Origin of the sequence: Pyrinomonas methylaliphatogenes (assembly GCF_000820845.2) — a bacterium.
Taxonomy (GTDB): Bacteria; Acidobacteriota; Blastocatellia; order Pyrinomonadales; family Pyrinomonadaceae; genus Pyrinomonas; species Pyrinomonas methylaliphatogenes.
In genome coordinates, this window is sequence record NZ_CBXV010000008.1 from 178,501 (window position 1) to 199,914 (window position 21,414).

Annotated in this window: 21 protein-coding genes and 1 tRNA gene; 7 read left to right on the forward strand and 15 right to left on the reverse strand. The window is 60.8% G+C overall.

The annotated features are described in order from the left end of the window. Positions 1 to 7: 7 nt before the first annotated feature. Positions 8 to 1,357, forward strand: a complete 1,350-nt coding sequence (locus tag PYK22_RS11965) for a sigma-54-dependent transcriptional regulator (RefSeq protein WP_041977599.1) — start codon at positions 8 to 10, stop codon at positions 1,355 to 1,357. A gap of 11 nt (positions 1,358 to 1,368) precedes the next feature. Continuing rightward, the gene (locus PYK22_RS16835; RefSeq protein WP_060635624.1) at positions 1,369 to 1,917 is read left to right on the forward strand and encodes a protein-disulfide reductase DsbD domain-containing protein; all 549 of its coding nucleotides are present in this window, start codon (positions 1,369 to 1,371) and stop codon (positions 1,915 to 1,917) included. A 44-nt stretch (positions 1,918 to 1,961) separates the two neighbouring features. Here the strand turns inward: PYK22_RS16835 and PYK22_RS11975 are convergent, their stop codons facing one another. Continuing rightward, positions 1,962 to 2,687 carry a hemerythrin domain-containing protein gene (locus PYK22_RS11975; protein ID WP_060635625.1) on the reverse strand — a complete coding sequence of 242 codons (726 nt, stop codon included), beginning with the start codon at positions 2,685 to 2,687 and terminating at the stop codon, positions 1,962 to 1,964. A 47-nt stretch (positions 2,688 to 2,734) separates the two neighbouring features. Then, positions 2,735 to 3,421 (reverse strand): carboxypeptidase-like regulatory domain-containing protein, encoded by a 687-nt coding sequence (locus PYK22_RS11980; RefSeq protein ID WP_157770849.1) that lies wholly within the window; start codon positions 3,419 to 3,421, stop codon positions 2,735 to 2,737. Between the two features lie 135 nt (positions 3,422 to 3,556). On the opposite strand from PYK22_RS11980, the gene PYK22_RS11985 reads away from it, so the two are divergent. Then, positions 3,557 to 4,642 carry a VWA domain-containing protein gene (locus PYK22_RS11985; RefSeq protein ID WP_041977604.1) on the forward strand — a complete coding sequence of 362 codons (1,086 nt, stop codon included), beginning with the start codon at positions 3,557 to 3,559 and terminating at the stop codon, positions 4,640 to 4,642. A 144-nt stretch (positions 4,643 to 4,786) separates the two neighbouring features. Here PYK22_RS11985 and PYK22_RS11990 read toward each other — a convergent pair whose 3' ends face one another. The 7 genes from PYK22_RS11990 to PYK22_RS12020 form a co-directional block, all read right to left on the reverse strand. Next, on the reverse strand, positions 4,787 to 4,987 hold the full coding sequence (locus PYK22_RS11990) for a hypothetical protein (RefSeq protein WP_157770850.1): 201 nt from the start codon (positions 4,985 to 4,987) through the stop codon (positions 4,787 to 4,789). A gap of 201 nt (positions 4,988 to 5,188) precedes the next feature. Next, positions 5,189 to 5,908 (reverse strand): SH3 domain-containing protein, encoded by a 720-nt coding sequence (locus tag PYK22_RS11995; protein ID WP_041977608.1) that lies wholly within the window; start codon positions 5,906 to 5,908, stop codon positions 5,189 to 5,191. A 111-nt stretch (positions 5,909 to 6,019) separates the two neighbouring features. Then, entirely contained in the window at positions 6,020 to 6,526 is a 507-nt protein-coding gene (gene ruvC, locus PYK22_RS12000; protein WP_041978855.1) for a crossover junction endodeoxyribonuclease RuvC, read from the reverse strand. A gap of 5 nt (positions 6,527 to 6,531) precedes the next feature. Beyond that, positions 6,532 to 7,275 carry a YebC/PmpR family DNA-binding transcriptional regulator gene (locus PYK22_RS12005; protein ID WP_041977610.1) on the reverse strand — a complete coding sequence of 248 codons (744 nt, stop codon included), beginning with the start codon at positions 7,273 to 7,275 and terminating at the stop codon, positions 6,532 to 6,534. 106 nt (positions 7,276 to 7,381) lie between these two features. Further along, a complete protein-coding gene (locus tag PYK22_RS12010; RefSeq protein ID WP_041977613.1) occupies positions 7,382 to 7,684 on the reverse strand; it encodes a DUF167 domain-containing protein in 303 nt (100 codons plus the stop codon). Positions 7,685 to 7,731: 47 nt separating this feature from the next. After that, positions 7,732 to 8,343, reverse strand: a complete 612-nt coding sequence (locus tag PYK22_RS12015) for a YggT family protein (RefSeq protein WP_041977615.1) — start codon at positions 8,341 to 8,343, stop codon at positions 7,732 to 7,734. Positions 8,344 to 8,390: 47 nt separating this feature from the next. Next, on the reverse strand, positions 8,391 to 9,119 hold the full coding sequence (locus tag PYK22_RS12020) for a YggS family pyridoxal phosphate-dependent enzyme (protein WP_041977617.1): 729 nt from the start codon (positions 9,117 to 9,119) through the stop codon (positions 8,391 to 8,393). Positions 9,120 to 9,381: 262 nt separating this feature from the next. Between PYK22_RS12020 and PYK22_RS12025 the strand changes: the two genes are divergently transcribed. Continuing rightward, positions 9,382 to 9,894, forward strand: coding sequence for a hypothetical protein (locus tag PYK22_RS12025; RefSeq protein ID WP_041977619.1), 513 nt, complete (start codon positions 9,382 to 9,384; stop codon positions 9,892 to 9,894). A gap of 60 nt (positions 9,895 to 9,954) precedes the next feature. Continuing rightward, positions 9,955 to 10,041, forward strand: a tRNA-Leu gene (locus PYK22_RS12030). Between the two features lie 126 nt (positions 10,042 to 10,167). On the opposite strand, the gene PYK22_RS12035 is transcribed toward PYK22_RS12030, so the two are convergent. From PYK22_RS12035 to PYK22_RS12065, 6 genes are all read right to left on the reverse strand, one after another. Beyond that, a complete protein-coding gene (locus PYK22_RS12035) occupies positions 10,168 to 10,599 on the reverse strand; it encodes a DUF6941 family protein (protein WP_157770851.1) in 432 nt (143 codons plus the stop codon). A gap of 201 nt (positions 10,600 to 10,800) precedes the next feature. Beyond that, positions 10,801 to 12,834, reverse strand: coding sequence for an NAD-dependent DNA ligase LigA (gene ligA, locus PYK22_RS12040; protein WP_041977624.1), 2,034 nt, complete (start codon positions 12,832 to 12,834; stop codon positions 10,801 to 10,803). 112 nt (positions 12,835 to 12,946) lie between these two features. After that, positions 12,947 to 13,450, reverse strand: coding sequence for a DinB family protein (locus PYK22_RS12045; RefSeq protein WP_041977626.1), 504 nt, complete (start codon positions 13,448 to 13,450; stop codon positions 12,947 to 12,949). After that, positions 13,437 to 14,891, reverse strand: a complete 1,455-nt coding sequence (locus tag PYK22_RS12050; RefSeq protein WP_060635626.1) for a M20/M25/M40 family metallo-hydrolase — start codon at positions 14,889 to 14,891, stop codon at positions 13,437 to 13,439. The genes PYK22_RS12045 and PYK22_RS12050 overlap by 14 nt, the downstream gene beginning before the upstream one ends. Positions 14,892 to 14,952: 61 nt before the next feature. Beyond that, positions 14,953 to 15,711 carry a GNAT family N-acetyltransferase gene (locus PYK22_RS12055; RefSeq protein ID WP_041977629.1) on the reverse strand — a complete coding sequence of 253 codons (759 nt, stop codon included), beginning with the start codon at positions 15,709 to 15,711 and terminating at the stop codon, positions 14,953 to 14,955. Positions 15,712 to 15,983: 272 nt separating this feature from the next. After that, positions 15,984 to 19,067: an ABC transporter substrate-binding protein gene (locus PYK22_RS12065; protein WP_041977635.1), complete on the reverse strand. Its 3,084-nt coding sequence runs from the start codon at positions 19,065 to 19,067 to the stop codon at positions 15,984 to 15,986. Between the two features lie 261 nt (positions 19,068 to 19,328). Between PYK22_RS12065 and PYK22_RS12070 the strand changes: the two genes are divergently transcribed. Together PYK22_RS12070 and PYK22_RS12075 are read left to right on the forward strand one after the other, a co-directional pair. Further along, the gene (locus tag PYK22_RS12070) at positions 19,329 to 20,741 is read left to right on the forward strand and encodes a DUF4388 domain-containing protein (RefSeq protein WP_041977638.1); all 1,413 of its coding nucleotides are present in this window, start codon (positions 19,329 to 19,331) and stop codon (positions 20,739 to 20,741) included. Positions 20,742 to 20,798: 57 nt separating this feature from the next. Continuing rightward, positions 20,799 to 21,395, forward strand: coding sequence for an HD-GYP domain-containing protein (locus PYK22_RS12075; RefSeq protein ID WP_157770852.1), 597 nt, complete (start codon positions 20,799 to 20,801; stop codon positions 21,393 to 21,395). Positions 21,396 to 21,414: the final 19 nt, after the last annotated feature.

Below are 21,414 nucleotides of genomic sequence, written 5' to 3' on the forward strand. Positions count from 1 at the left end.
AGAAACGATGTCACGCAAAAGCATTCTGGTCGTCGATGATGAGCGCGCGCAACGCGAAATCCTCGAAATGATCCTTTCGAGCGAAGGCTACGATGTGACCACAGCGTCGTCGGGCGAAGCGGCCCTGAAATTGGCAAAGGAGAAACGGTTCGATCTCGTCCTGACCGACCTGAAGATGTCCGGCATGGACGGCATCGAACTTCTACAAAGGCTGCTCACCTTCGATTCATCGATCATCGTCATCCTGCTTACCGCGCACGGCTCGATCGAATCGGCCAAAGAGGCTCTTCGCCGCGGAGCCTACGACTATCTGGAGAAACCATACGATCGCGATCAACTTCTCGAAGTCATCCGCCGCGCGCTCAGCCGCCTCGACGCGCTCGATACCGAAATCGTCTCGGCCTCGCCCGCGATGGAGACGGTCAAAAAGATGATCCTCAAGGTCGCCGGATCGAACTCGACCGTATTGATCCGCGGCGAATCTGGAACGGGCAAGGAGCTGATCGCGCGCGCCATTCACAATTTGAGTCCGCGCGCCAACCAACCGTTCGTCTCCGTCAACTGCGCCGCCATCAACGAAAACCTTCTCGAATCGGAACTCTTCGGCCACGAGAAGGGCGCGTTCACGGGCGCGCACGCGGAGAAGAAAGGATTGTTCGAAGTTGCCAATCACGGTACGCTTTTCCTCGATGAGATCGGCGAGTTGGACATCGGCTTACAAGCGAAATTGCTGCGCGCCTTGCAGGAGCGCGAGATCCGCCGCGTCGGCGGCACACATCCGATCAAGGTCGATGTGCGCGTCGTCGCAGCGACCAATCGCGATCTGCGCGCGATGGTTCAAGACGGCCGTTTCCGTGACGACCTCTACTATCGCATCAATGTGCTCTCGATCGATGTTCCGCCGCTGCGCGAGCGGCGCGAAGACATCCCCGTCTTGATCGACTATTTCTTGCGCAAACATACGCGCAACACCTCGCGCCTGATCCGCGGACTGACGCCCGAAGCGCGCCGTCTGATGCTCGACTACTCATGGCCCGGCAACGTCCGGCAACTCGAATCAGCCATCGAACGCGCGATCCTTTTGAGCGAGGGAGATCAAATCACGGTGGAGGATCTCCCGCTCGAAGTTCGCCAAGAAGCGCAGCCATCGAGCGAGAGCGTCTTCAAATTGCCGCCCGAAGGCATCTCGTTCGAAGAGGTCGAACGCGATCTCATCCTTCAGGCGATGGAACGCACCGACTACAACATCACCAAAGCCGCCAAACTTCTGGGGCTGACTTTCCGCACGCTCCAATATCGACTGGAGAAGTTCGGCATCAAACGTCCCGATCGGCGCGAACGCGGCGCTGGCAACTGAATTGAAGCGAGATGAAAGACGGACCGAAGATCGCCCGCTCCCCTGATAAACATCCGAGGCGTGCCCCTTACGCCATCATCTACTTCGCCCTTGGTCTCTTCGCGCTCCTTCAGCCGAGCTGCACGAGGAAGATGGAAAGCCCCACGCCCAAGCGCGCTTCCGACATCGTGCGCGTCGAAGTCACTCCGATCGAAATGAGGGCCGGAGATCGGGCCGAAGCGAAGATCAGAGTGATCGTCGCCCATGGCTACCACATCAACGCTAACCCGCCAACCTACGACTACCTCAAGGCGACGGAACTTCAGGTTTCATCGACCGATAGCATCGCCGCGGGCCCGCCCGTCTATCCGCCAGCGATCAAGCGCAAGTTCAGTTTCGCCCCGGACCCGTTGGCCGTTTACGAAGGAGCCGACACGGTGATCAAACTCCCATTGCGTGCGGCGCAAACGGCTCGCGGAAAGGTCGAACTCGAAGCCAGATTGCGCGCTCAAGCCTGTGATGATCAGACCTGCTATCCGCCGCGTGAAATAAGGTTCGCCATCCCAATAACGGTGAGATGATGCGCGAACGGGCGTGAACGTCGAAGATAGACGCGATCGCCCTTTCATTTGACGCTTGGCGGCGATGGCGGCGTAAATTGCGCGAGATCGCTCAAACCCAACGCAGCTTCGATCTCGCTCACTTGTTTCACCGCATCGTCGAAACCATCCGAGCCGAACCGTTGATGCTCTATCTCCTCGAACTTTTCGGCGAGCTCTTCGAGTTGTCCTTCGGGCAGAAGGGCTTTCCAGGCGGGGAACACGACCGTATCCTCTCTTGCGGAGTGATGCTCATACATCTTCACGAAACCTTCGAGCACCCCGGCGAGCGTTTCCGCTTGTGCCGTTCCAAGCTTTATCCCGCGCGTTACGGAGATGATGTAATCCGTGATCTCCCGCCCGCGATTGTGCTGGACGATGAGTATGTCCGGATAACTCGCCGCGGGGCCGTTCCTTCCTTTGATCATAGGGAAGACGTACTGCTCTTCGAGCGCTTTCTCATGATAGTCCTCGCCGAAAGATCTGAACAGTTGGGCCGCTTTCTGCAACGCATCCGGCGGCACCGACGACGGGTCACGACGTAACCTCGGCACAGCTTCGGCATAGATGAGCAGGATTCGCCGCAAGACGCCATGTTCGCGCATGAGATCTTCGTTGGCCGTCACCTCTTCGGCCCTCTCGCGCTCAGCTGCCCCCTCACGTCTCCCACACGAGCTTAGGACCAATCCGGCCCCTACGGCGGCGGACGTTTTTATCAGGAATTCACGCCGTGTGCCCTCCCTTTCGCTCATCCGTCATCCTCCTTCCCGGCTATCTTTAGCAGCGAGGCGCGATGCGTTCACTGCTTCCTCCTCAACTGCAAAGCTAATCGATAAACGGCGGCGCCATCGACCTCGATATCTTTGCTTGCCGTTTCCATCCCATCGGCTTTGGCCGTGATGCGGTAACGCGCCGGATCCGGCGGCAAGCGGAAACCGAACGAGCCCGTTTCGTTCGTGATACGCCCATCGAGCTTGCGCAAAGAGCCGTCCGGTTCGATGCGCGCAAGTTCGACGCGCACGCCCGGAAAACTTCGCCCTTCCGCGGTGAAGACGCTGCCGCGGATGAGCGCCAGCGAGCCTTCGTCTACCGTCATGATGAGGCGATCGCCGAGCTGGCGGATCTTCCCGGCCCTCACTTCAACGTCATCTATGCGGCCTACGCTCAACCCGGGCTTGCGGAACGAAAGCGAATAACGACCGGGCTGAAGCCCTGTGATGACAAACTCGCCTTTATCGTTCGTCTTCGCACGCGCCACTTCGCGCTCGCCTTGATAGGCGGTGATCACCACGCCGCTCGGCGAGCCGACTTCGACGCGCACCTTCCCCTTGATCCCGCCCGTGCCCTGCGCGAGGGCCGTGATTGACAAAAGGATAGTCGCCAGAAGCCCCCTGGTGATCGTTGAACGCCCATATCGCGATGGCCTTCGCGGTCGCCGCGCTGACAGCGCCAGAAGCTCCTCGGTGATCTTTGAACGCCCTCTCATGACTTCGCCTCCCTTGGTTGAGGATTCTATCACGCCAATGGCCAAGAGGATCAGCGCTGACTGACGGCCCGCGTGCCGATGGCTTATAATCTTTTACGGGCGGCTCTGAAGTTCGAAACGGCGAGGACGTTCCCTATGCTCCCGATCGCACGGTCAAAGCCTCAGCGTTCGTTCGCCATTCACATCGCCCTTCTGGGCGCGATCTTCTTAAGCTCCGCGTTGCAGATCGCTCATGCGCAGGAAGAGTCGCGCGATCCGCGCGCCATCGTGCGGCCTCGGCGCGTCTTCCCTCCGGTCGAAATCACCGGTCCTGACGAGGTCATTCGCATAGATACCGATCTAGTGCTCGTCGATGTCACTGTCACCGATCAGAGCGGGCTTCCGGTCCGTGGGCTGCGCGCCACCGATTTCAAGATCTATGACGATGGGGAAGAACGCCCCATCGCCTTCTTCAACGTCGAACGCCGCGAGGGTGGGATGCGCCCTGTCGCCGTCGTCTTCGCGCTCGACGTCTCCGGCAGCATGCGCGTCGATGAGATGGCCCGGCTCCAACGCGCGTTGGAACTCTTCTCGCGTTGCATGGCCGGGCGCCCCTTCACTTACGCCGTGATCAGTTTCGGGATGAAGGTCAAACTGCTTCAGAACTTCACAAACGACGTGCAAAAGCTCGATCGCGTCTTCGCGATGTTGACCCGTGACGTGAATGGCCTTTCAACGCACGCTTACGATGCGGTCGATGATGCGATCCGCCTGCTCGTGCGCCATGCGCCGCGCACACAGCGGGGCATCCCCGTCAAGCGCGCCGTCGTGCTCGTGACGGATGGATTTCCGGTCGGCGATACGGTCTCACCGCAAACCGTGATCGAGCGGGCCAATGCTGCCGAGGTGAGCGTTTATACCGTGACCCTTCCCTCCTACTCGCGCTTCCTCTCAGCCGCGGCGATGCAGGCGCCGTTGCCCACTCCGCTCGACGTGAGCGGTTTGGCCGAAATGACCGGCGGGAGCAATTTCTACGCGACGGAGAACGATTTCGAACCGCTCTTCCGCGCCCTAGCCGAAGACGTCACATCCTCCTACGTGCTGGCTTTCTACCCTCCTGAAGAGAGGCGGCGCGATGGCCGCTTCCACCCCATTCGCATCGAAGGGCCGAGCGGCCTTCACCTACGCCAGAGCCGCGCGGGTTACAAGTTCGATCCCGCAAGCAAGCGTTTGGTGCAGTGAGGCCACTTGACCCTTCGCGCACCGGCTTAATTGAGAGCCCCGTTCTGCTCAGCAGATCCCCTCGATCGAGGCGGCCAACCGCCACCCGATCACAAGATAGGCGGCACAAGCCGCCAATCACAGCGCTGGTCGCTATGGCGAGCCTCAGTAATCGTAATCCTCCTCCTCATCATCGTCGTAATCGTAATCCTCATCCTCCTCCTCAACGAGGTCGAGTTCAACTGGATCTAATCCAACGATCTCCAACTCGGCCCCGCACTCCTCGCACGAGATGATGTCGCCTTTGTCCATGTCGACATCGACGTGCACTTCAGCTTCGCATTCAGGGCAAATTCCTGTCGGCACTGTCCTTTCACCTCCGGTTGAGTCGCTTAATGTGATGATGTCAAGAGGCGTCCCGCAACGCAGGAAGCCTCCATCATGAAAACCTTCCATGCAACGAAGACACTCTACCTAGCTGCCGATGATTTTGCAACCACTTTCCATCCCGATCCAATGCGCCTAGCACAGGCCGGGAAGCCACGTCTCACTTCGCGTAGGTGATCATCAGCGCTCAAGCGACGAAAGCTTTTGCCGCGCCCTTTCCGCCTCTTCGCTATGCGGATAACGGCGCACGATCTCGCGCCAGCACGCGCCATCGTAAACGTACCTGCTTCGCGCTCGATCCCAAACGAAGCGCACGCCCTGGCGATTGTAGCGATCCAGCCCGACGTAGTTCATAAAGTAGCTATGAGCGGGAACGCCCGTTGCGGCTATCTCCCCGTCGGGCAAACGGCGCATGGCCTCGCGCGTCAAAACGTCGGCTGCTTGCTCCGCCGCCTCGCCGAGCATCCAAAGGACAGCGGGACGATACGGTGAGCGTGGGAAAAGATCGAGAAATAGCTTGGCGCGCGCGATGCGAACGAAACCGTCGGAAGCGCGGATCAAACGCCATAAACGCTCATCGTCGCCGATCGCCAACGGCGAGGCGAGCGCATCCCTTTGCACCCATCCGCGCGTGCGTCTGGTTACGGCGACGCGCTCGAAGATGACTCCATCGCTCGCCTTTCGCCTGCCCAGCAACGTAACCTCTCTCCCTCGGCTCAAACGGCGCACGAGCGTCGCCGACAGCGTCGGCTCGCTCCTCAAGGCAGCCAACCTTTCATCGACGACTATCGCGCGCCCTCTTAAAGCGGCGGCCCGTTTCTGCGCTGAAGAGGTGGCGGGGTAAAGAAGCAGACCGAAGATGAGGCAAGCGAAGATCCGCCTTCGGCATAGGATGAACATCTCTTCTCTCTCCTGCGATCAGTGAGGTTAAAGATATCAAGCCGATAGCATGATGAAGAAGATCTATCCTCGATCTGCGCCGACGATTGCGACCGCTGTTCCAGCTCTCCGCTACAGATGGCGCAGAACCTCGCGTTGAGAGGCGGCAAAACGCAGATGATGGAGATGGCAGATGGCGACGGCCAAAGCGTCAGCGGCGTCGTTCGGTTGCGGCGCTTGCTCGAGCTTGAGAAGGACGCGCACCATCTCCTGCACCTGATGCTTCTCCGCCGCGCCATAACCGACGATCGTCTGTTTGATGAGTCGCGGCGCATACTCTTTTATCTCCAATCCGGCGCGCGCCGCCGCCAAGATGGCTACGCCGCGAACTTGCCCGAGTTTGAGCGCGGTTTTGACGTTGGCGGCGAAGAACGCCTCTTCAACAGCACACACGTTCGGATGTAAGCGAGCGATGACGTTTTCCAATCCTTCGCTGATGCGAAGCAACCGCAGAGCGAAAGCGCTGTGAGGTGAGGTGCGTATGGCTCCGTAATCGACCAACTGGTAACACCGCGCGTCGCCTTCGACGACGCCCCAGCCGGTGATTTCGCTGCCCGGATCGATGCCCAAGACGCGCATGCTCTTCAAGCGGCTAACATCTCCTGCTCGCTGATATCGAAATTGGCGTAGACCTTCTGCACGTCGTCATGATCCTCGAGCGCTTCCATCAGTTTGACCATCTGACGCGCATCCTGCCCCTCGAGCTTCACATAGCTTTGCGGGACCATCGAGATCTCAGCGACCTGCGGCTCGATCCCGGCCTTTTTGATCGCCGCGAGCACCGCTTCGAAACTCTCCGGATCAGTGATTATCTCGAAACTGTCTTCGTCATCGCGCAGATCTTCGGCTCCAGCTTCGATGGCCAACTCGAACAGCTTCTCTTCGGGCATCGCCGTTTTATCGACGACGATGTACCCTTTGCGCTCGAACATCCATGCGACCGAACCCGCCTCGCTCAAGTTCCCGCCGTTTTTGGAGAAGAGATGGCGCAGTTCCGCCACCGTGCGATTGCGATTGTCGGTCATCGCGTGGATCAGCACGGCGACGCCGCCCGGCCCATAACCTTCGTAGGTCACCTCCTCGTAACTTGCGCCCTCGATCTCGCCCGTGCCGCGTTTGATCGCGCGCTCGATCGTATCGTTGGGCATGTTGGCCGCTTTCGCATCGGCGATGGCTTTGCGCAAGCGCGGATTAGCTTCGGGGTCGCCACCGCCGAGCCGCGCGGCGACCGTAATCTCCTTGATCAACTTGGTGAAGAGTTTGCCGCGCCGCGCGTCGAGCAAACTCTTCTTATGTTTGATCGTATGCCATTTGGAGTGTCCAGACATAGTTCCCCTTCCTCGACGATCGGCCTTATTGGACTGATGGAACAAAGGGCGAATATATCACGCTGATTTTCGCCCCCGCAAATCGCAATCCGACAGCGTCAAGAGTTCAGCGGCGCGCGTTCGACGCCGCTAATCGCTGTAACTTCTCGCCACCATCAAATCCGCGAACGCGAATCTGTTTCACGCGGCTCTTTTCGCCGCGGACTATTTCGATGGCGCTCGGGCTGACACCCAAAGCCTCCGCCAAAACCCGCACTAATTCTTCGTTCGCGGCGCCATCGACGGGTGGCGCGGCGAGTTGAACGCGCAACGCGCCAGCCTGCTCCCCGACGATGCGACTGCGCGCCGCACGCGGCACGACCCGCACTTCAAAGAGCAGATCCCCGGCTCTCTCCGTAAACCTGATCATCCCAGCTGATTGAAACTGACGCTGCCCGCCTCACGCTGCCAGAAGATTCAACCTATGAATCGCAGCGGCCAACCGCGCAACAGCGTCCCGGCGACCGCCGCTTGGAACAACCATAAGATGAAGAAGGCGATGAGCGGAGAGATATCGAACATGCCGAGCGGCGGGACGACGCGCCGCAAAGGGAGCAGAAGCGGCTCCGTGATGTTGACGAGGAATCTCATCAGCGGATTCGAATAACTCACCATGCCCCACGAAAAGATGATGCGAATGAAGAGCAGGATCGTATAGAGCGCGAGAAGGCCGTAGATCACATAGCCAATCAAAGCGATCGGCGCCCCCCGATCTAGGCTGAAGATGACTCCGGCGAATGTATTCAATACCGCCTCCGCGAGCTGCAACGCGAACCAACCGGCTAGAATGGCGATCAGAATCGTGACGAGCGGCGCGATATTCGGGCCCATGCCGAAAGCGATGAGCGCACGCCGCACGGGCGCGACGATCGGTTCAGTAATGTTGCGCAGCCACATCACGATACGATTGAACGGGTTGACATCGGCATAGTTGAGCGCGAGGCGAACGAGCATCAACCCGATGATGACGATGATCGCCGCTGTGATCGCATAGCTGATCAGAACGAAGAGCGCTTCGATGACGAACATAACACCTCTCCAACCGAACATCCGTTCTCGATTTTAGCAGATGCGAACTACTCGACCGGCTCATTCGATGTCTGGCGCGCGCCGAAGATCGCCGTTCCGAGACGCACCATCGTCGCCCCTTCCTCGATGGCGACTTCAAAGTCGTGGCTCATGCCCATCGAAAGCTCGCCGCGCCCGTGACCGAAAGCTCCTTCAGCTAACAATCTATCGCGCAACTCGCGCAACCGCCGAAAGTATGGGCGAGCCCGTTCAGCTGCGGCGAAAAACGGCGGCAGCGTCATCAAACCGATCAATCGCAGGCGCTCGCACCGTGACAGAGCCTGCACGATCGCCGGCAATTCGGCTTCGCTCGCCCCGGATTTGGTCTCCTCACCGGCCAAATTCAACTGGACCAACACGGGCAACTCGGCGCGCCCCTCCTCGACACAGATTCTCTCGAGTCGCTTCGCCAATTCGATCGAATCTAACGAATGGATTAGGTCGAAGAGCCGCACTGCGCGCCGCGCTTTGTTCGCTTGCAGATGACCGATCAGATGCCAGCGCACGTCCCCATGGCCGATCTCCCTGATCTTCGCTTCCGCTTCCTGCACGCGATTCTCGCCAAGATCGCGCACCCCGGCCCTCACCGCTTGGCGCAGAACCTCGATCGGGAAAGTCTTGCTCACGGCGATCAGAGTTATTTCGGCTGGATCGCGGCCGACGCGCTTCGCGCAAGCGACGATCCGTTCCTTCACCCTCTCCAGGCGCGCGCCGATCTCATCCAATCGCGTTTCCATATCGCCCCCTACACCGCTTCACGGCGACTATATCAATTCGCACAAAACGGCTGCAACCGACAGATTAACCATCCGTCAGAAACGAACGTGTATCCCAAATCGTTCGCAGGAAGCGCCCTTTTCGTGCACCAGAATCGATCGCCACCGCCGAAGAACCGGGAAACGATGGGCCTTTAGTCAGTCCATGCGCTTGGCATACGGTTTGTTAGCTCGTCTCAGCGAGCCTTCGGGCAGAAGAACTCGACCTTATCGGGAGGGAGTCATGATCGATCGCCAGAAGTTTCCGCTCTTCGCGATCTCGCTGTTATTCGCCGCTCTTTTCGCCGCCCCCGCACCCTCAGCGGCCCAAGCCGGCCCACCGCCGTGGATACGCGAGAAGAAATCCGAAAAGTTCATCAACGGTCACGACGCGCGCGATGGGCGCTGGGATGGGCGCGGCCCTCAAAGGGGCTATTGGCGAGACGATGATCGTTGGGATCGAAGGGGATGGGATCGCGACCGCGATCGGGTGAGGGACAAACGCGAGATCCGCAACTACGCTCAATCGATCGGTTATCGCGAAGGTTATCGCCTCGGACGCGAAGATCGTTTCCGCGGGCGCAAGTTCAACTATCGCGACAATAACATCTATCGCGACGCGCTGCTCGGCTACCGTGACAGCTTCGACGACCGCGACCTATACCGCCGCAGTTTCCGCGAAGGGTTCAAACGAGGTTACGAAGATGGATACCGAGACGCGCGCCGCGGCCCCTTCGGCGGCATCTTCGGCCACTGAGGAACCGCTTTTAAGGCGCTTGACACCTCTCCGCCACATTCCTAAAATTTTCAGTGCAGTGCGGATGTGGCGGAACTGGTAGACGCGCTGGCCTCAGGAGCCAGTGATGGCAACATCGTGGAGGTTCAAATCCTCTCATCCGCACCAAAGTTTCAAAGGCGAGGCCGGTCGCCTCGCCTTATCCTTTCTGCAGCGCCCCAAGATATCATCTTGAAGCCATCTCAGCGTCGTCCGATGCCGATCGACAAGGCCCACTCATTCGCGAGCTTGCCCTCAATTGACGGATTCCGTTGCGCCATCCAACATCTGAGCGCGCGCATCCATAACGACTAAAGGCTGCTCATCGAAGAGCGATGAATCGACCAGCGTCTGCACCCAGTAACGTCCGGCCACCGGGAAGGTCACGTTGACGAAGAAGCTGATGTTGTCAGCGAAACCGCCGGGCGCGACCTCAAAGCGCGTCGGCTGCGAGACGACGATCGGATACTGTCGATCGGGCGAAAGGATGCGCACTTCGGAAAGATACGCGCCTTCACCGCGCCAGTGATTGACGACGGCGAACTTGATGAGCGAAACGGGAAGCTGTTGCACCATGATGTTCTGAAAGATGCCCATCAAGGAGAGCTTGTTCCCCACCTCCAGACGCACGTCGTCGCAAAATATCGTGTAGACGAGCTCCAATTTTCCGCTTTTGCTCTGCTTCACGCCCTTCTCCACCGAAAGATCTTCTGGCGCCGCCGAATCCCCGCCTCCGTCAGATAAGAGGCTAGACTCGAAACTCCCGGTTGCACGGTGAACCCTCATCTTCCGCAGGTTATTCCATACTAACACCGAAACTTCTGGACGGGTATCGCGATTCACAGGTTCCATGCAAGCGGGCCGGAAAGCGGCGCGCAAGTTCTCGCGCTATGGAGTAGCCGACTCCAACATCTTTTTGAACTCCTCTTCGCCGATGATGGGCACGCCGAGCGCGCGGGCGCGTTCCAACTTTGAACCTGCATCTTCGCCGACGATGACGAAATCGGTCCGGCGGCTGACGGAAGAGGCGACGCGACCGCCGCGTGCCTCGATCAACGCGCGCGCCTCGTCGCGCGTCATGCTCGCCAACTTCCCCGTCAAGACGAACTGCTTTCCGCTGAAACGTTCATCGCGCGTCGCTTCGCTGGGCTTTGCAGCGATTTCCGTCCGCACTCCGGCGGCGCGCAACCGCGCGCAGAGCGCGCGATTTCCCTCATCATCGAACCAATCGCGCACGCTCTGCGCGACCGCCAATCCGACATCGGGCAGCGCGTCGAGCTCTTCGACGGTGGCGCGACTCAACCGCTCGAGCGAGCCGAAATGGCGCGCGAGATCGTTCGCCGTGCGTTCGCCGACGTGACGTATGCCGAGCGCATAGATTAGACACGCGAGATCGCGCTCCTTGCTCGCCTCAATCTGTGCGAGCAGATTGGCCGCCGATTTTTCGCCCATGCGGTCGAGCGCCGCCAACTCTTCCCGTTTCAAACCGTAGAGATCGGCGACATCGCGCACCATGCCGCGCTGGACCAGTTGTTCGGCCAACGCTTCGCCCAGACCTTCGATGCGCATGGCGCGACGCGAGGCAAAATGCAACAGCCGCGCTTTGAGCTGCGCCGGGCAATCCGCCGCGACGCAGCGCGCCACCGCTTCGCCTTCGGGGCGTGAGACGTGACCGCCACATACGGGACACGCCGTCGGCATGACAAACGGGCGTTCGACGCCCACGCGGCGGGACTCTATGACTTTGACGACTTTCGGGATGATCTCACCGCTCTTTTCGATGAGCACCCAATCGCCGATCCTCACGTCGAGGCGACGTATTTCGTCCTCGTTGTGCAAGGTCGCACGCGAAACGGTCGTGCCCGCAAGCTGCACAGGGCGCAAAATGGCCACCGGCGTGAGCGCACCAGTGCGTCCGACCTGCACGATGATCTGCTCGATCTGCGTCGTCGCCTGTCGCGCCGGGAACTTGTACGCGACGGCCCAGCGCGGCGCTTTCGCCGTCGCGCCAAGCTCTTCCTGCAAAGCTGTGGAGTTTATTTTGACGACGACGCCATCGATCTCGTAAGGCAGCGCGTCGCGCCGCGCCTCCATCGCGCTGCAGAACGCGATGACTTCATCTATTGACGAACAGAGGGCATGTTCGGTCACGCGGAAGCCGGCGCTCTCCAACCACCGAAGCGTCTCCCAGTGCGCATCGAACGGCTTCCGCCCATCGACCAGCAGGTCGTAGGCGAAGAACTCCAGACGACGCGCCGCGACGATGCGTGGATCGAGCTGCCGGATGGTTCCGGCAGCCGCGTTTCGCGGGTTGGCGAAGCGCGGTTGCCCCGCCGCATCGCGTTCAACGTTGAGCCGCTCGAAAGCGCGGCGCGGCAGGTAAGCCTCGCCGCGCACTTCGATCTCCTCGCCCAGATCACTCCACGCCCCGTTCAATCGCAGCGGGATGGAGCGTATCGTGCGCACGTTTGGCGTGACGTCCTCGCCGCGTGTGCCGTCGCCGCGCGTCGCGCCGCAGACGAGAAGCCCATCCCTATAACGCAACGCGAGCGATAATCCATCTATCTTCAACTCGGCGACGTATGCAATCGCGACCGGTCCGGCTAGTCGCTGGCAGCGTTCATCGAACGCGCGCAGATCTTCGATGTCATAGCTATTGTCGAGCGACAGCATCGGACGGCGATGGATGACTTCAGGGAAGGATTCTACCGGTTTCCCCCCGACACGCTGCGTCGGGCTATCTGGCATGGCCAACTCCGGGTGCGCGCTTTCAAGCTCCAACAGGCGCTGGACCAGCGCATCGTATTCGGCATCGGAGATCTCTGGATCATCATGCACGTAATATAGCTCATCGTGCCGACGGATCTCTTCGCGCAGACGCGCGATCTCCTCTTCGATCTCGAACAACGATCTTTGCCTCATAACCGACTCAGAGATGGGAGCGAGGCGCTAGTCGCACGACTCCGAAAGCCGCGCTCGTTTTCCCTCATCGCCCGCAGAAGCAGCGAAGCCAAGTAAAGCGCCGGCCCGCTTTTCAAGCCTCATCCGCCGATGGCCCATAGACCGAAGGCACTGGGATGCCGTTCAGACGTAGGTAGACGCCGAGCTGCGCGCGATGGTGGATCAGGTGATTGAAGACCATGCGGCGCAGCACGGCAAAGCGCGGCGCGGTGAAGAGCGTCTGCTCTCCAGCGCGCAGCGCCCACGCCTTCGCCAGCTCTTCATCGCTTGCCGCCGCGATCGCCCGGCGCGCCGCTTCGACGTTCTGTTCGAACAGTTTCAAAAGCTCCTCGCGCGAAGCGACCTCGGGCGCGCGCACTGTTTTCCCGTCGGGACCGATCACGTCGAACGCATCCGTTTCGATGACCACTCGGGCCCAACTCGGGATATTGGCGACGTGCGTCGCTAGCGCGCCCATGGTCATGGACTTTTCGTGCGGTCTCCAATCGAACCGGTCGTCGGGCACGCGCTCCAAAGTGCGGCGCGTGCTCGCCACTTCTTGCTCGAATTCCGGCAGAAAAAGTTCACTGATCGTCATCTCTCGCTCCTTTCGCGGCGATGGCTTGCCCGCGCGGTAGATTCAAGGCGTTTTTGCTCTCGCCCTGAAAGTTCGCCTCTTCGGCCAAGCGTCCGAGTTGATGAATGACGCGACCGAAATATTTGATGCCTTGGATGAAATCTTCCAACCGTATGTTCTCATCCGGTCCGTGCGGATTCGATCCCTCGTAACCGATGCCGAACGAAACGACCGGCGTCGGCGGTTCGACGGCTCCGCATAACGCGCCTACAGGGCCGCTCGCCGGATCGAGCGGATAGATGATCGGCTCCGTGCCGTAAACTTCGTTCGCCGATGCGACGGCAGCGCGCGCGACCAGAGAGCGCGCCGACGATTTCGCCACCGGCGCGCGCGCCAGCACCGAGATCTCGATGTCGTCGAACCCGCGCCGGTCCAGATGTTCGCGCAACAGCCTGAGGACGAGTTCGGGCGTAAGATTCGGCACGAGCCGAAAATCGACGCGCGCCGCCGCCGTCCCCGGCAAAGCCGTCCGCGGCCCGGTCTCCGTATGCCCCGTCTGGATGGCGCAGATCGTGCAGGTTGGTCCAAAGACCAGCTCGCGCACAAGTTCCGAACCGGAAAGACCGCGCGCCCAACTTTCGATGCGGAACTCGCGCTTGAGCCCCTCCTCATCCAGCTCGACCGAAGCGAGCAGGCGCAAATCCTCTTCGTCGAGCGGAGCGACATGTCGCATGTAATCGTCCACCGTGATCTTGCCGTCGGGAGAAAGAAGGGTCGCCAGCGCGTGGACCAGCCGCCACGCCGGATTGGGCACGATCCCGCCCCACTTCGAGTGTATGTCGGTGCGCGCGCCATGCGCTCTGAGCTCGACGAACGCGATGCCTTTAAACCCCAAACTGATCACCAAACGACCGCGTTCGTCTATGTAGCCATCATCCCAGATCGCGCCATGAGCGCGCAGCAAATCTGCATGCTCGGTCGCAAACTGGTAGAGGCTCGGGCTGCCCAACGCATCCTCGCCTTCGACAATGTAGCGAAGGCAGAACGGGAGTTTGCCGAAGCTCTTCTGGTAGGCTTCGATGGCAGCTAGGCGCGCGACCAGATCGCCTTTGCTGTTGGCCGCGCCGCGCGCGTAGAGCTTGTTGCCGATGACCTGCGCGGCGAATGGTCCAGAGGTCCACTCGGTGAGCGATCCGACCGGTTGCACGTCGTAATGGCCGTAGATGAGAAAGCAATGCGAACCGGCGCCGAACTCGGCATAGATGATCGGATAACCGCTCCCCAGACGGAAAAGGCGCGTGCCGCCGCCGGCGCGCTGCATCATCTGCTCGACCGTTTCGGCGACGGCGCGCATCCCCGTGCCGCGCGCGGCGACCGACGGCATGCGACACAGCGCTTGCAGCCGCTCGATGAAGCTCTGCGCGTTGCGTTCAACGTAACGGTCGAATCGCGTAAAACTCATCCTTCGGTTCGCCCTTCCCCGCGTGAAGGTTCAAAGCCCCAAAACTCGATGTCGTTCATCCTCAAGAGAGATCTTTCGCGCAATAGAGCAGATACCGCGGGCGCTCCGCGTCGCGCAAGAATCCGGCGCAGACGAGGCCGGCGGCGAAGGCTTCGGCAAATTCCGCGCGCACGCGCCGTTGCTCGCGGCGGGCCGCGTCGGCATCTCGGCGCACGAGCGCGCTCCAATCGGGCGGGATAACGATCTCGGCAGCTGGCTGCGCTCGCGGCGTTGGATCTTCGCCGCGCTGCGCGCGCTCGACTCGCGCCGAATCCAGCTCCCATTCGGCAAAGAGCCGATCGCTATCGATGCCGCCACGCTCGGGCATATTGTAATCCGTTCCGTAAAAATTGACGGCATAGGTGCGCACGATCGCGCCGAGACGATTGAGGTTGAAGTGGGCGTTGCGCGCCTGCATCGGATCCCACGTCCATTTGATGAAGCGCACGCCTTCGCTGAGCGCCCGCTCGCGTTGCGCCCATTTGAGCTGCGCGCCGATGCCGCGATTCTGATAGTCGCGATGCACGGCCATCATGTGAGAATAGCCGATGATCTCCGCGCCGCGCCGCGCCACCAGATGGTGAACGAATCCCACTAAAAGATCGCCAGCAAACGCGCCGAGCGTCCAACCGCCAGCGTATCTGGAGACGATCAGGTGTCTGCGCGGCGAGACTTCAAGATCGGGCAAGCCGAAAACCTCGCGTTGCAATTCGATGCAACGATCGAACTCCTCGATCGTCGCGCATTCGCGGATGACGATCTCCGTCTGCGCTCGATTCATCCCTACCATTTCCCCAAAACGATGTGCCACCGCATAAGCTAGCCGATCCTTACGCCTTCGCGCAACAAGCGCCATCGATCGACCGAGGGCGCCCCGATCGCGATTCGACCTTACAGAGTGGATCTTTCTCCGGGCGCGAGGAGCGATCTTATGCAAGGCTGGTCCAGATCATTATTGTTAACGACCTTTACCCCAAGCGCGAGGAGCGATCGTTCCACGTGAACGATTCGGTCGCCGATGTCTCCTAAGCGCGAGGAGCGGCCGCAGGAAGCTTATGCTGGACCTGACGACTTCCTCGCCAACCAAATCTTTTGCGGCCTGATCGCCGGCGCGACCAAATGCAATTCCAACCCTTCGACGTAAGGCTGCTGCACGACCGCCATATGTCGGTGCGCGAGGAATACGGCCAGCGCCTCTTCGGCAATCAAGCGCTGTAAGCGCGCATAGATCTGCGCGCGTTCGGCGTAGCTGATCGTACACCGCGCCCTTTCCGATAGTTCATCCACCTCCGGCACGCGCGCCATCCGCCCAACGCTCGAGTGGCGATTGGCAGAGTGAAATAGAAGGTAGGTGAAATTATCTGGATCCGCGTAATCAGCGTACCAACTGACCTCGATGAACTGCGCGCGCCCTTCCAAAGCCGCGTTTATGATCTCGGCGATCTCGGCGACGCGCACCCTAGCTTCAATCCCTATGGCCGCCAAAGATTCGCAGATGAACTGGCCCGCCCTCTCGCAAATCGATTGCTCGGCGACGGAGCGCCACAACTCGACCTTCAAGCCGGAGCGATATCCGGCCTCTGCGAGCAGCTTGCGCGCAAGTTTCGGATCGTAAGGGATGCCGGACCACCCGGCGTCATGTCCGATCAGGCCGGGCGGGATCGGTCCGACGGCTGGCACGGCCATCTCGCCGTAAGATTCGCGGACGAAACGCTCGCGATCGATCGCATGCGCGATGGCGCGACGAACGCGCACGTCATTGAACGGCGGCTGTTCGGCATCGAAGGCGAGAAATTGCGTGTGCAGTTGAGCGCCGACGGAGATGCCTGAACGCCACTGTGCATCTTCGGCCAGACGCGCCAGCCTTTGGGCCGAACTCTCGCGCACGAAATCGAGTTCGCCACGTTTGAGGCGTTCGATTAAGGTCTCGCCGCTTTCGTTGTACTGCACAGTCACGCGATCGACGTATGGCTCGGTCTCGCGCCAGTAAAGATCGAATCTCTCCAGTTCGACGCGCCCCGTCTCCGCATCATAGGAGAGCAAGCGAAATGGTCCAGTGCCGATCGGATGGCGTGCGAACCGCGCCCCGCCGTCCTCTTCGATCTCTTCGCGTGGGACGATCGCGGCGAAACGCCGGCAGAGCGTCTGCAAGAAGAAAGCCAGCGGTTCCGTCAACTCGAGTTCGACGGTCCAGTCATCGAGCGCGCGCGCGCCGATCAACTCGTCCGTTTCGCCGCGGGCGTATTCCGGCGCGCCGACTAGGTTCATAAAGATCAACGAGCCCACGCGCGAGTGGCGAAGCGTCCGCTGAATCGAATAGACCACATCATGAGCCGTCATTACGCGACCGTTGTGAAAACGCACGCCGCGCCGCAGATTGAAGACGTAAACTCTGCCGTTGGCCGCGATCCGCCAACTTTCGGCGAGAACGGGCTTGACTTCTGCGTTCTTCCCCGTTTCGACCAAGCACTCCAGCATCAGACTCAGAAGATCAGCGCGCGCGAGCGTCGTCGCCTCGAGCACATCGAGCGAAGGGATGAGCGTCTGCAGACCGTAGCGCAAGTGTCCGCCGCGCCGCGGCGTCGGCACGCGGAATTGCTTGACCGCGGCGCGCAGCGAGTTCGCTTCATAACCAAGAAGGCTCGATGTGTAATTGATCTGAACGATCGAAGCTTGATTGTTGCGCACCGATTCGTGGATGACCTCCATCGCGCGCAGAATATCTTCCGTCCCACGATGCTGCTCATCGGCAGCGTAGCCGATCTGATCGATCAGCTCGGTCAAACGCTCCATCGCCTGCGCGACCTGTTTGGAACTATCCGCCTGCTCTTGCATCGCCCGCTGGACCTGTCCGGTGAGCAGGGCCATCTGCGTGGCGCGCTGTCCGATCTGCTGGGCCGTCGCCGCCTGTTCCGAGGTGGCGCGTTCGATCTCCTGCGCGCGCCGACGGACCTTGGCGACCAGTTCCGTCACCTGACGCGATTCGACAGCCTGCGTGCCAGCAGCCTCAGCGATCTGGCGGATCGCTCTGGCCGATTCCGCCGTCAAGCGGCTGATCTCGTTGAGCGAACGCGCAGCGCGCTCGGCCAAACGCAAACCCTGATCGGCCAACTGGCGATTGGCATCCGCCTGGGCCATCGCGACGGCGACCGATTCGCGCACGCCCTTGATCAATTGATTGATCTCCTCGGTCGAGCGCGCCGTCCGTTCCGAAAGCTCCTTGATCTCTTCAGCGACGACGGCGAAGCCGCGACCTTGCGGACCAGCTTGGGCGGCGAGGATGCGCGCGTTCAACGCCAGCAAGTTCGTGCGATCGGCGATCTCGTCGATCACGCGCGTGATCGCGCCGATGCGCTCCGAAGCTGCCCCCAACGCCGCGATCGTCTCAGCCGTCTCCTCGACGCTGCGGCGCGTCGTGCGCATCGACTCCGCCGTTTCGATGACGACCGCCGATCCCTGCTCAGCCGAACGCTGCACCTCTTCGGCCAGCGCCGCCGCTTCGCCGGCAGCTTGATCGACGCGCTGCGTCGAATCGTCGATGGCGCGCATCGAACGCTCGGCCTCATCGGTCGCCTGCGCGAGCGACTCGGTCGCCGTGGCGACGTTGCGGACCGAAGCGGCCATCTCCTCGATCGATGAGGCCGTCTCTTCGACGAAAGAGGCGAGCGCATCAGAGTTGGCCGACGCCTCATCGATCGAAGCGGCCATCTCCAAAATGGAGGTCGAAGTCGTCTGGGCCAAGTGCGATAGCGCGTTTACCGCCTCGGCGATCGACGCCGCCGAAGCGCTGATCTGCGTGATCGCGCTGACGGTCGAATCGACCGATGCCGCCTCATCGCTTACAGCCGCAGCCAGTTGGCGTCCGCCTTCGAGCACGCGCGTCGCCACATCCTCGATGGATTCGGCGGCTTGTTGCAAGCTGTTAACCATGCGGCGGATGCGGCGCGCGAGCGCGATCAACTCCATCAACGCCAACCTCTCTCCGGCGCGAAGCCGCGCGCTTTCAAGATCTAAAGCGATATCGGCGGTTAGATCGCCCGCAGCCAAGGCCATCGCCACGCGGCCCAACAGGCTCATCTCATCCCTGGTCCTTTTGGCGCCCTTCGTGCGCTCTATCTCTCTTTCTTCGACGCCCATCTTTCTCCCACGTCACGTTTCATGATCAGGCTCTCCTCACAAACCACACGGCGGCTTTTGACGCTGAGTGTAGACAAAGCTCAAAAAGGAGCGAATTCCGCCACCGCTAGGTTTGCCGCGTGCATCATAACACAGCCCTTCGCCACCTGTGCGACCCAATTTTCACCACAGATGATGCTGGCAGAAGCGTCTCTGCGATTCCTCAATCAGCCTCGATTGCGCTATGATTGAGCGCGGGCCGCGGACGGGAGCCCGTTTCACATGAACGGTCAGCTTGGCGAATACCCGCTCGCCGAACTCATTCGCGAAATCTCAGACGAAAGTTTGTCGGGCGCCTTGCGTTTGCGGCGCGCGCGCGCGCGCGCGGCCCTTTACTTCGATCACGGCGATCTGGTCCATGTGGCGACGAATCTGCGCCCGTTACGCCTAATTGAATGCCTTCGCCGGTGGCGCGCAATCTCCGCAGAGACGCTCGCGCGTTTCGCCGCACTTCCCGACCTCGAACTGGGAGCTGCGCTCCTATCGCATGGCGTGATCGGAGCCGAAGAACTGAAGTCGTTGCGCGCCCGTCAAATGCTGGAATCGCTGCCTCCGCTGCTCCTTTGGACCGATGGCGAATGGGAATTCGACCCGCGCGTGCGCGTGGCCGAAGAACTGCGCTCGGCAACGGATATTAGATCACTGCTCGTCGAAAGCGCGCGGCGCCTTCCTGCCGCCTTCATCGCCTCGCGACTCATTGACGATGAACTCCTCGCGCCAACGGGCTCGCCACTCATCCTCGATCTAAAGCCGACCGAAGCCTTCATCCTGTCGCGCCTTGACGCCCCGCTGAAACTGGGCGAACTGCTTTCGATCAGCGGCCTTCCCGAAGACGAAGCGCGCCGAGCCGTCTACGCATTGATGTTGGCGGGTCTCATTCGACGCGCCGCAGACAAACGCGCGCTCGCGCCGCAAGGGCCGCCGACGCAAAGAAGAGAGGCGGCGCCCACGCAAGATCAGGAGCGCGACGAACGGGCGGAGATCGCCGAGCTTCTTGCGCGCGCCGAGGCGGCGGACTTTTACCAGACGCTCGGCGTCAGTCGACAAGCGACGCCGCAGCAGATCAAAACCGCTTACTACGCGCTCGCCAAACGCTTTCATCCCGACCGTTTCTCGCGCGCGTTGGATGCAGAAACCCGTTCGCGCATCGAATCAGCTTTCGCCCGAATCACCCAGGCTTACGAGACGTTGAACGATAGCGCGGCGCGTGCCGCCTACGACCTCAAGCTCGCATCGCCAACTTCTGCGCCGACTGGACCGCACCAACCGGACGCGGAAGAGTTTTACGAACGCGGCCTCGCCGCGCTACGGGCAGGCGAGATAGAGAGGGCCGCGGCGGAGTTTTCCGAGGCGGTGAAGCTCTCGCCGCATGAAGCCCGCTATCGGGCCGCGCTCGGACGCGCCCTGATGGGCGAACGCAGCAGACGCCGCCAAGCCGAGGCCGAATTGCAGATGGCCATCAAGCTCGACGGGAGCAATGTTGATTACCGCGTCTGGCTCGCCGAGCTTTACCGTTCGGTTGGGCTTTATCGTCGCGCCTTGCAAGAGTTGGAACATGCGTTATCGTTCGATGCGCGGCACGCGGAAGCCCAACGTCTGTTTCGCGAAATAAGCGGCGCGGTGAAATCGTCATGAGTGGGCCAGCGCGGCATCGATTCGTTCTGCCGATTTATCAAAGTTAAGATCGGAGTCATGAGTAAGGGACACAAACAGGATGTGCGTCACGAGGCGGCGCTTCATGAAGAGTGGGCCAGAATCGCGGCAGAGACGGACCGCTTCGAGGCCTACGAACGGGCACACGCGACACGCATCGCCAAATTGGTTGACGAACTCGCCAAGCTCTTCCACCTGCCGTTTCTCGATCGCGCCTCCTTACGGATCGCGGCTCTACTCCATGACGTAGGCGAGGCGGCGATGAACCGCTCCTACATCCGCCGAGCTGGACCGCTCACCGAAGATGAGCGGCTCGATCTAGCGCGCCATCCTGTGATAGGTGAACAAGAAGCGGCGCGGCTCGAAGTGGATGTGGGCGCACAATTGATCATCCGCTGGCATCATGAATGGTGGAACGGGATGGGTTACCCAGATGGCCTTTGCCGTAGCGAGATCCCGCTTCCCGCGCGCATCCTGCGCGTCGCCGATGCCTACGCGGCGCTCACCGAAACACGCCCTTACCGCTCCGCGCTGAGCGCGGATGAAGCGCGCCGCCATCTGGCGAAGATGAGCGGCGTAGAGTTCGATCCCGAAGTCGTCACGGCTTTTCTTGGACTCGAGATCTCGCTCGACTAGATCGAGCGTTGCAGACAAG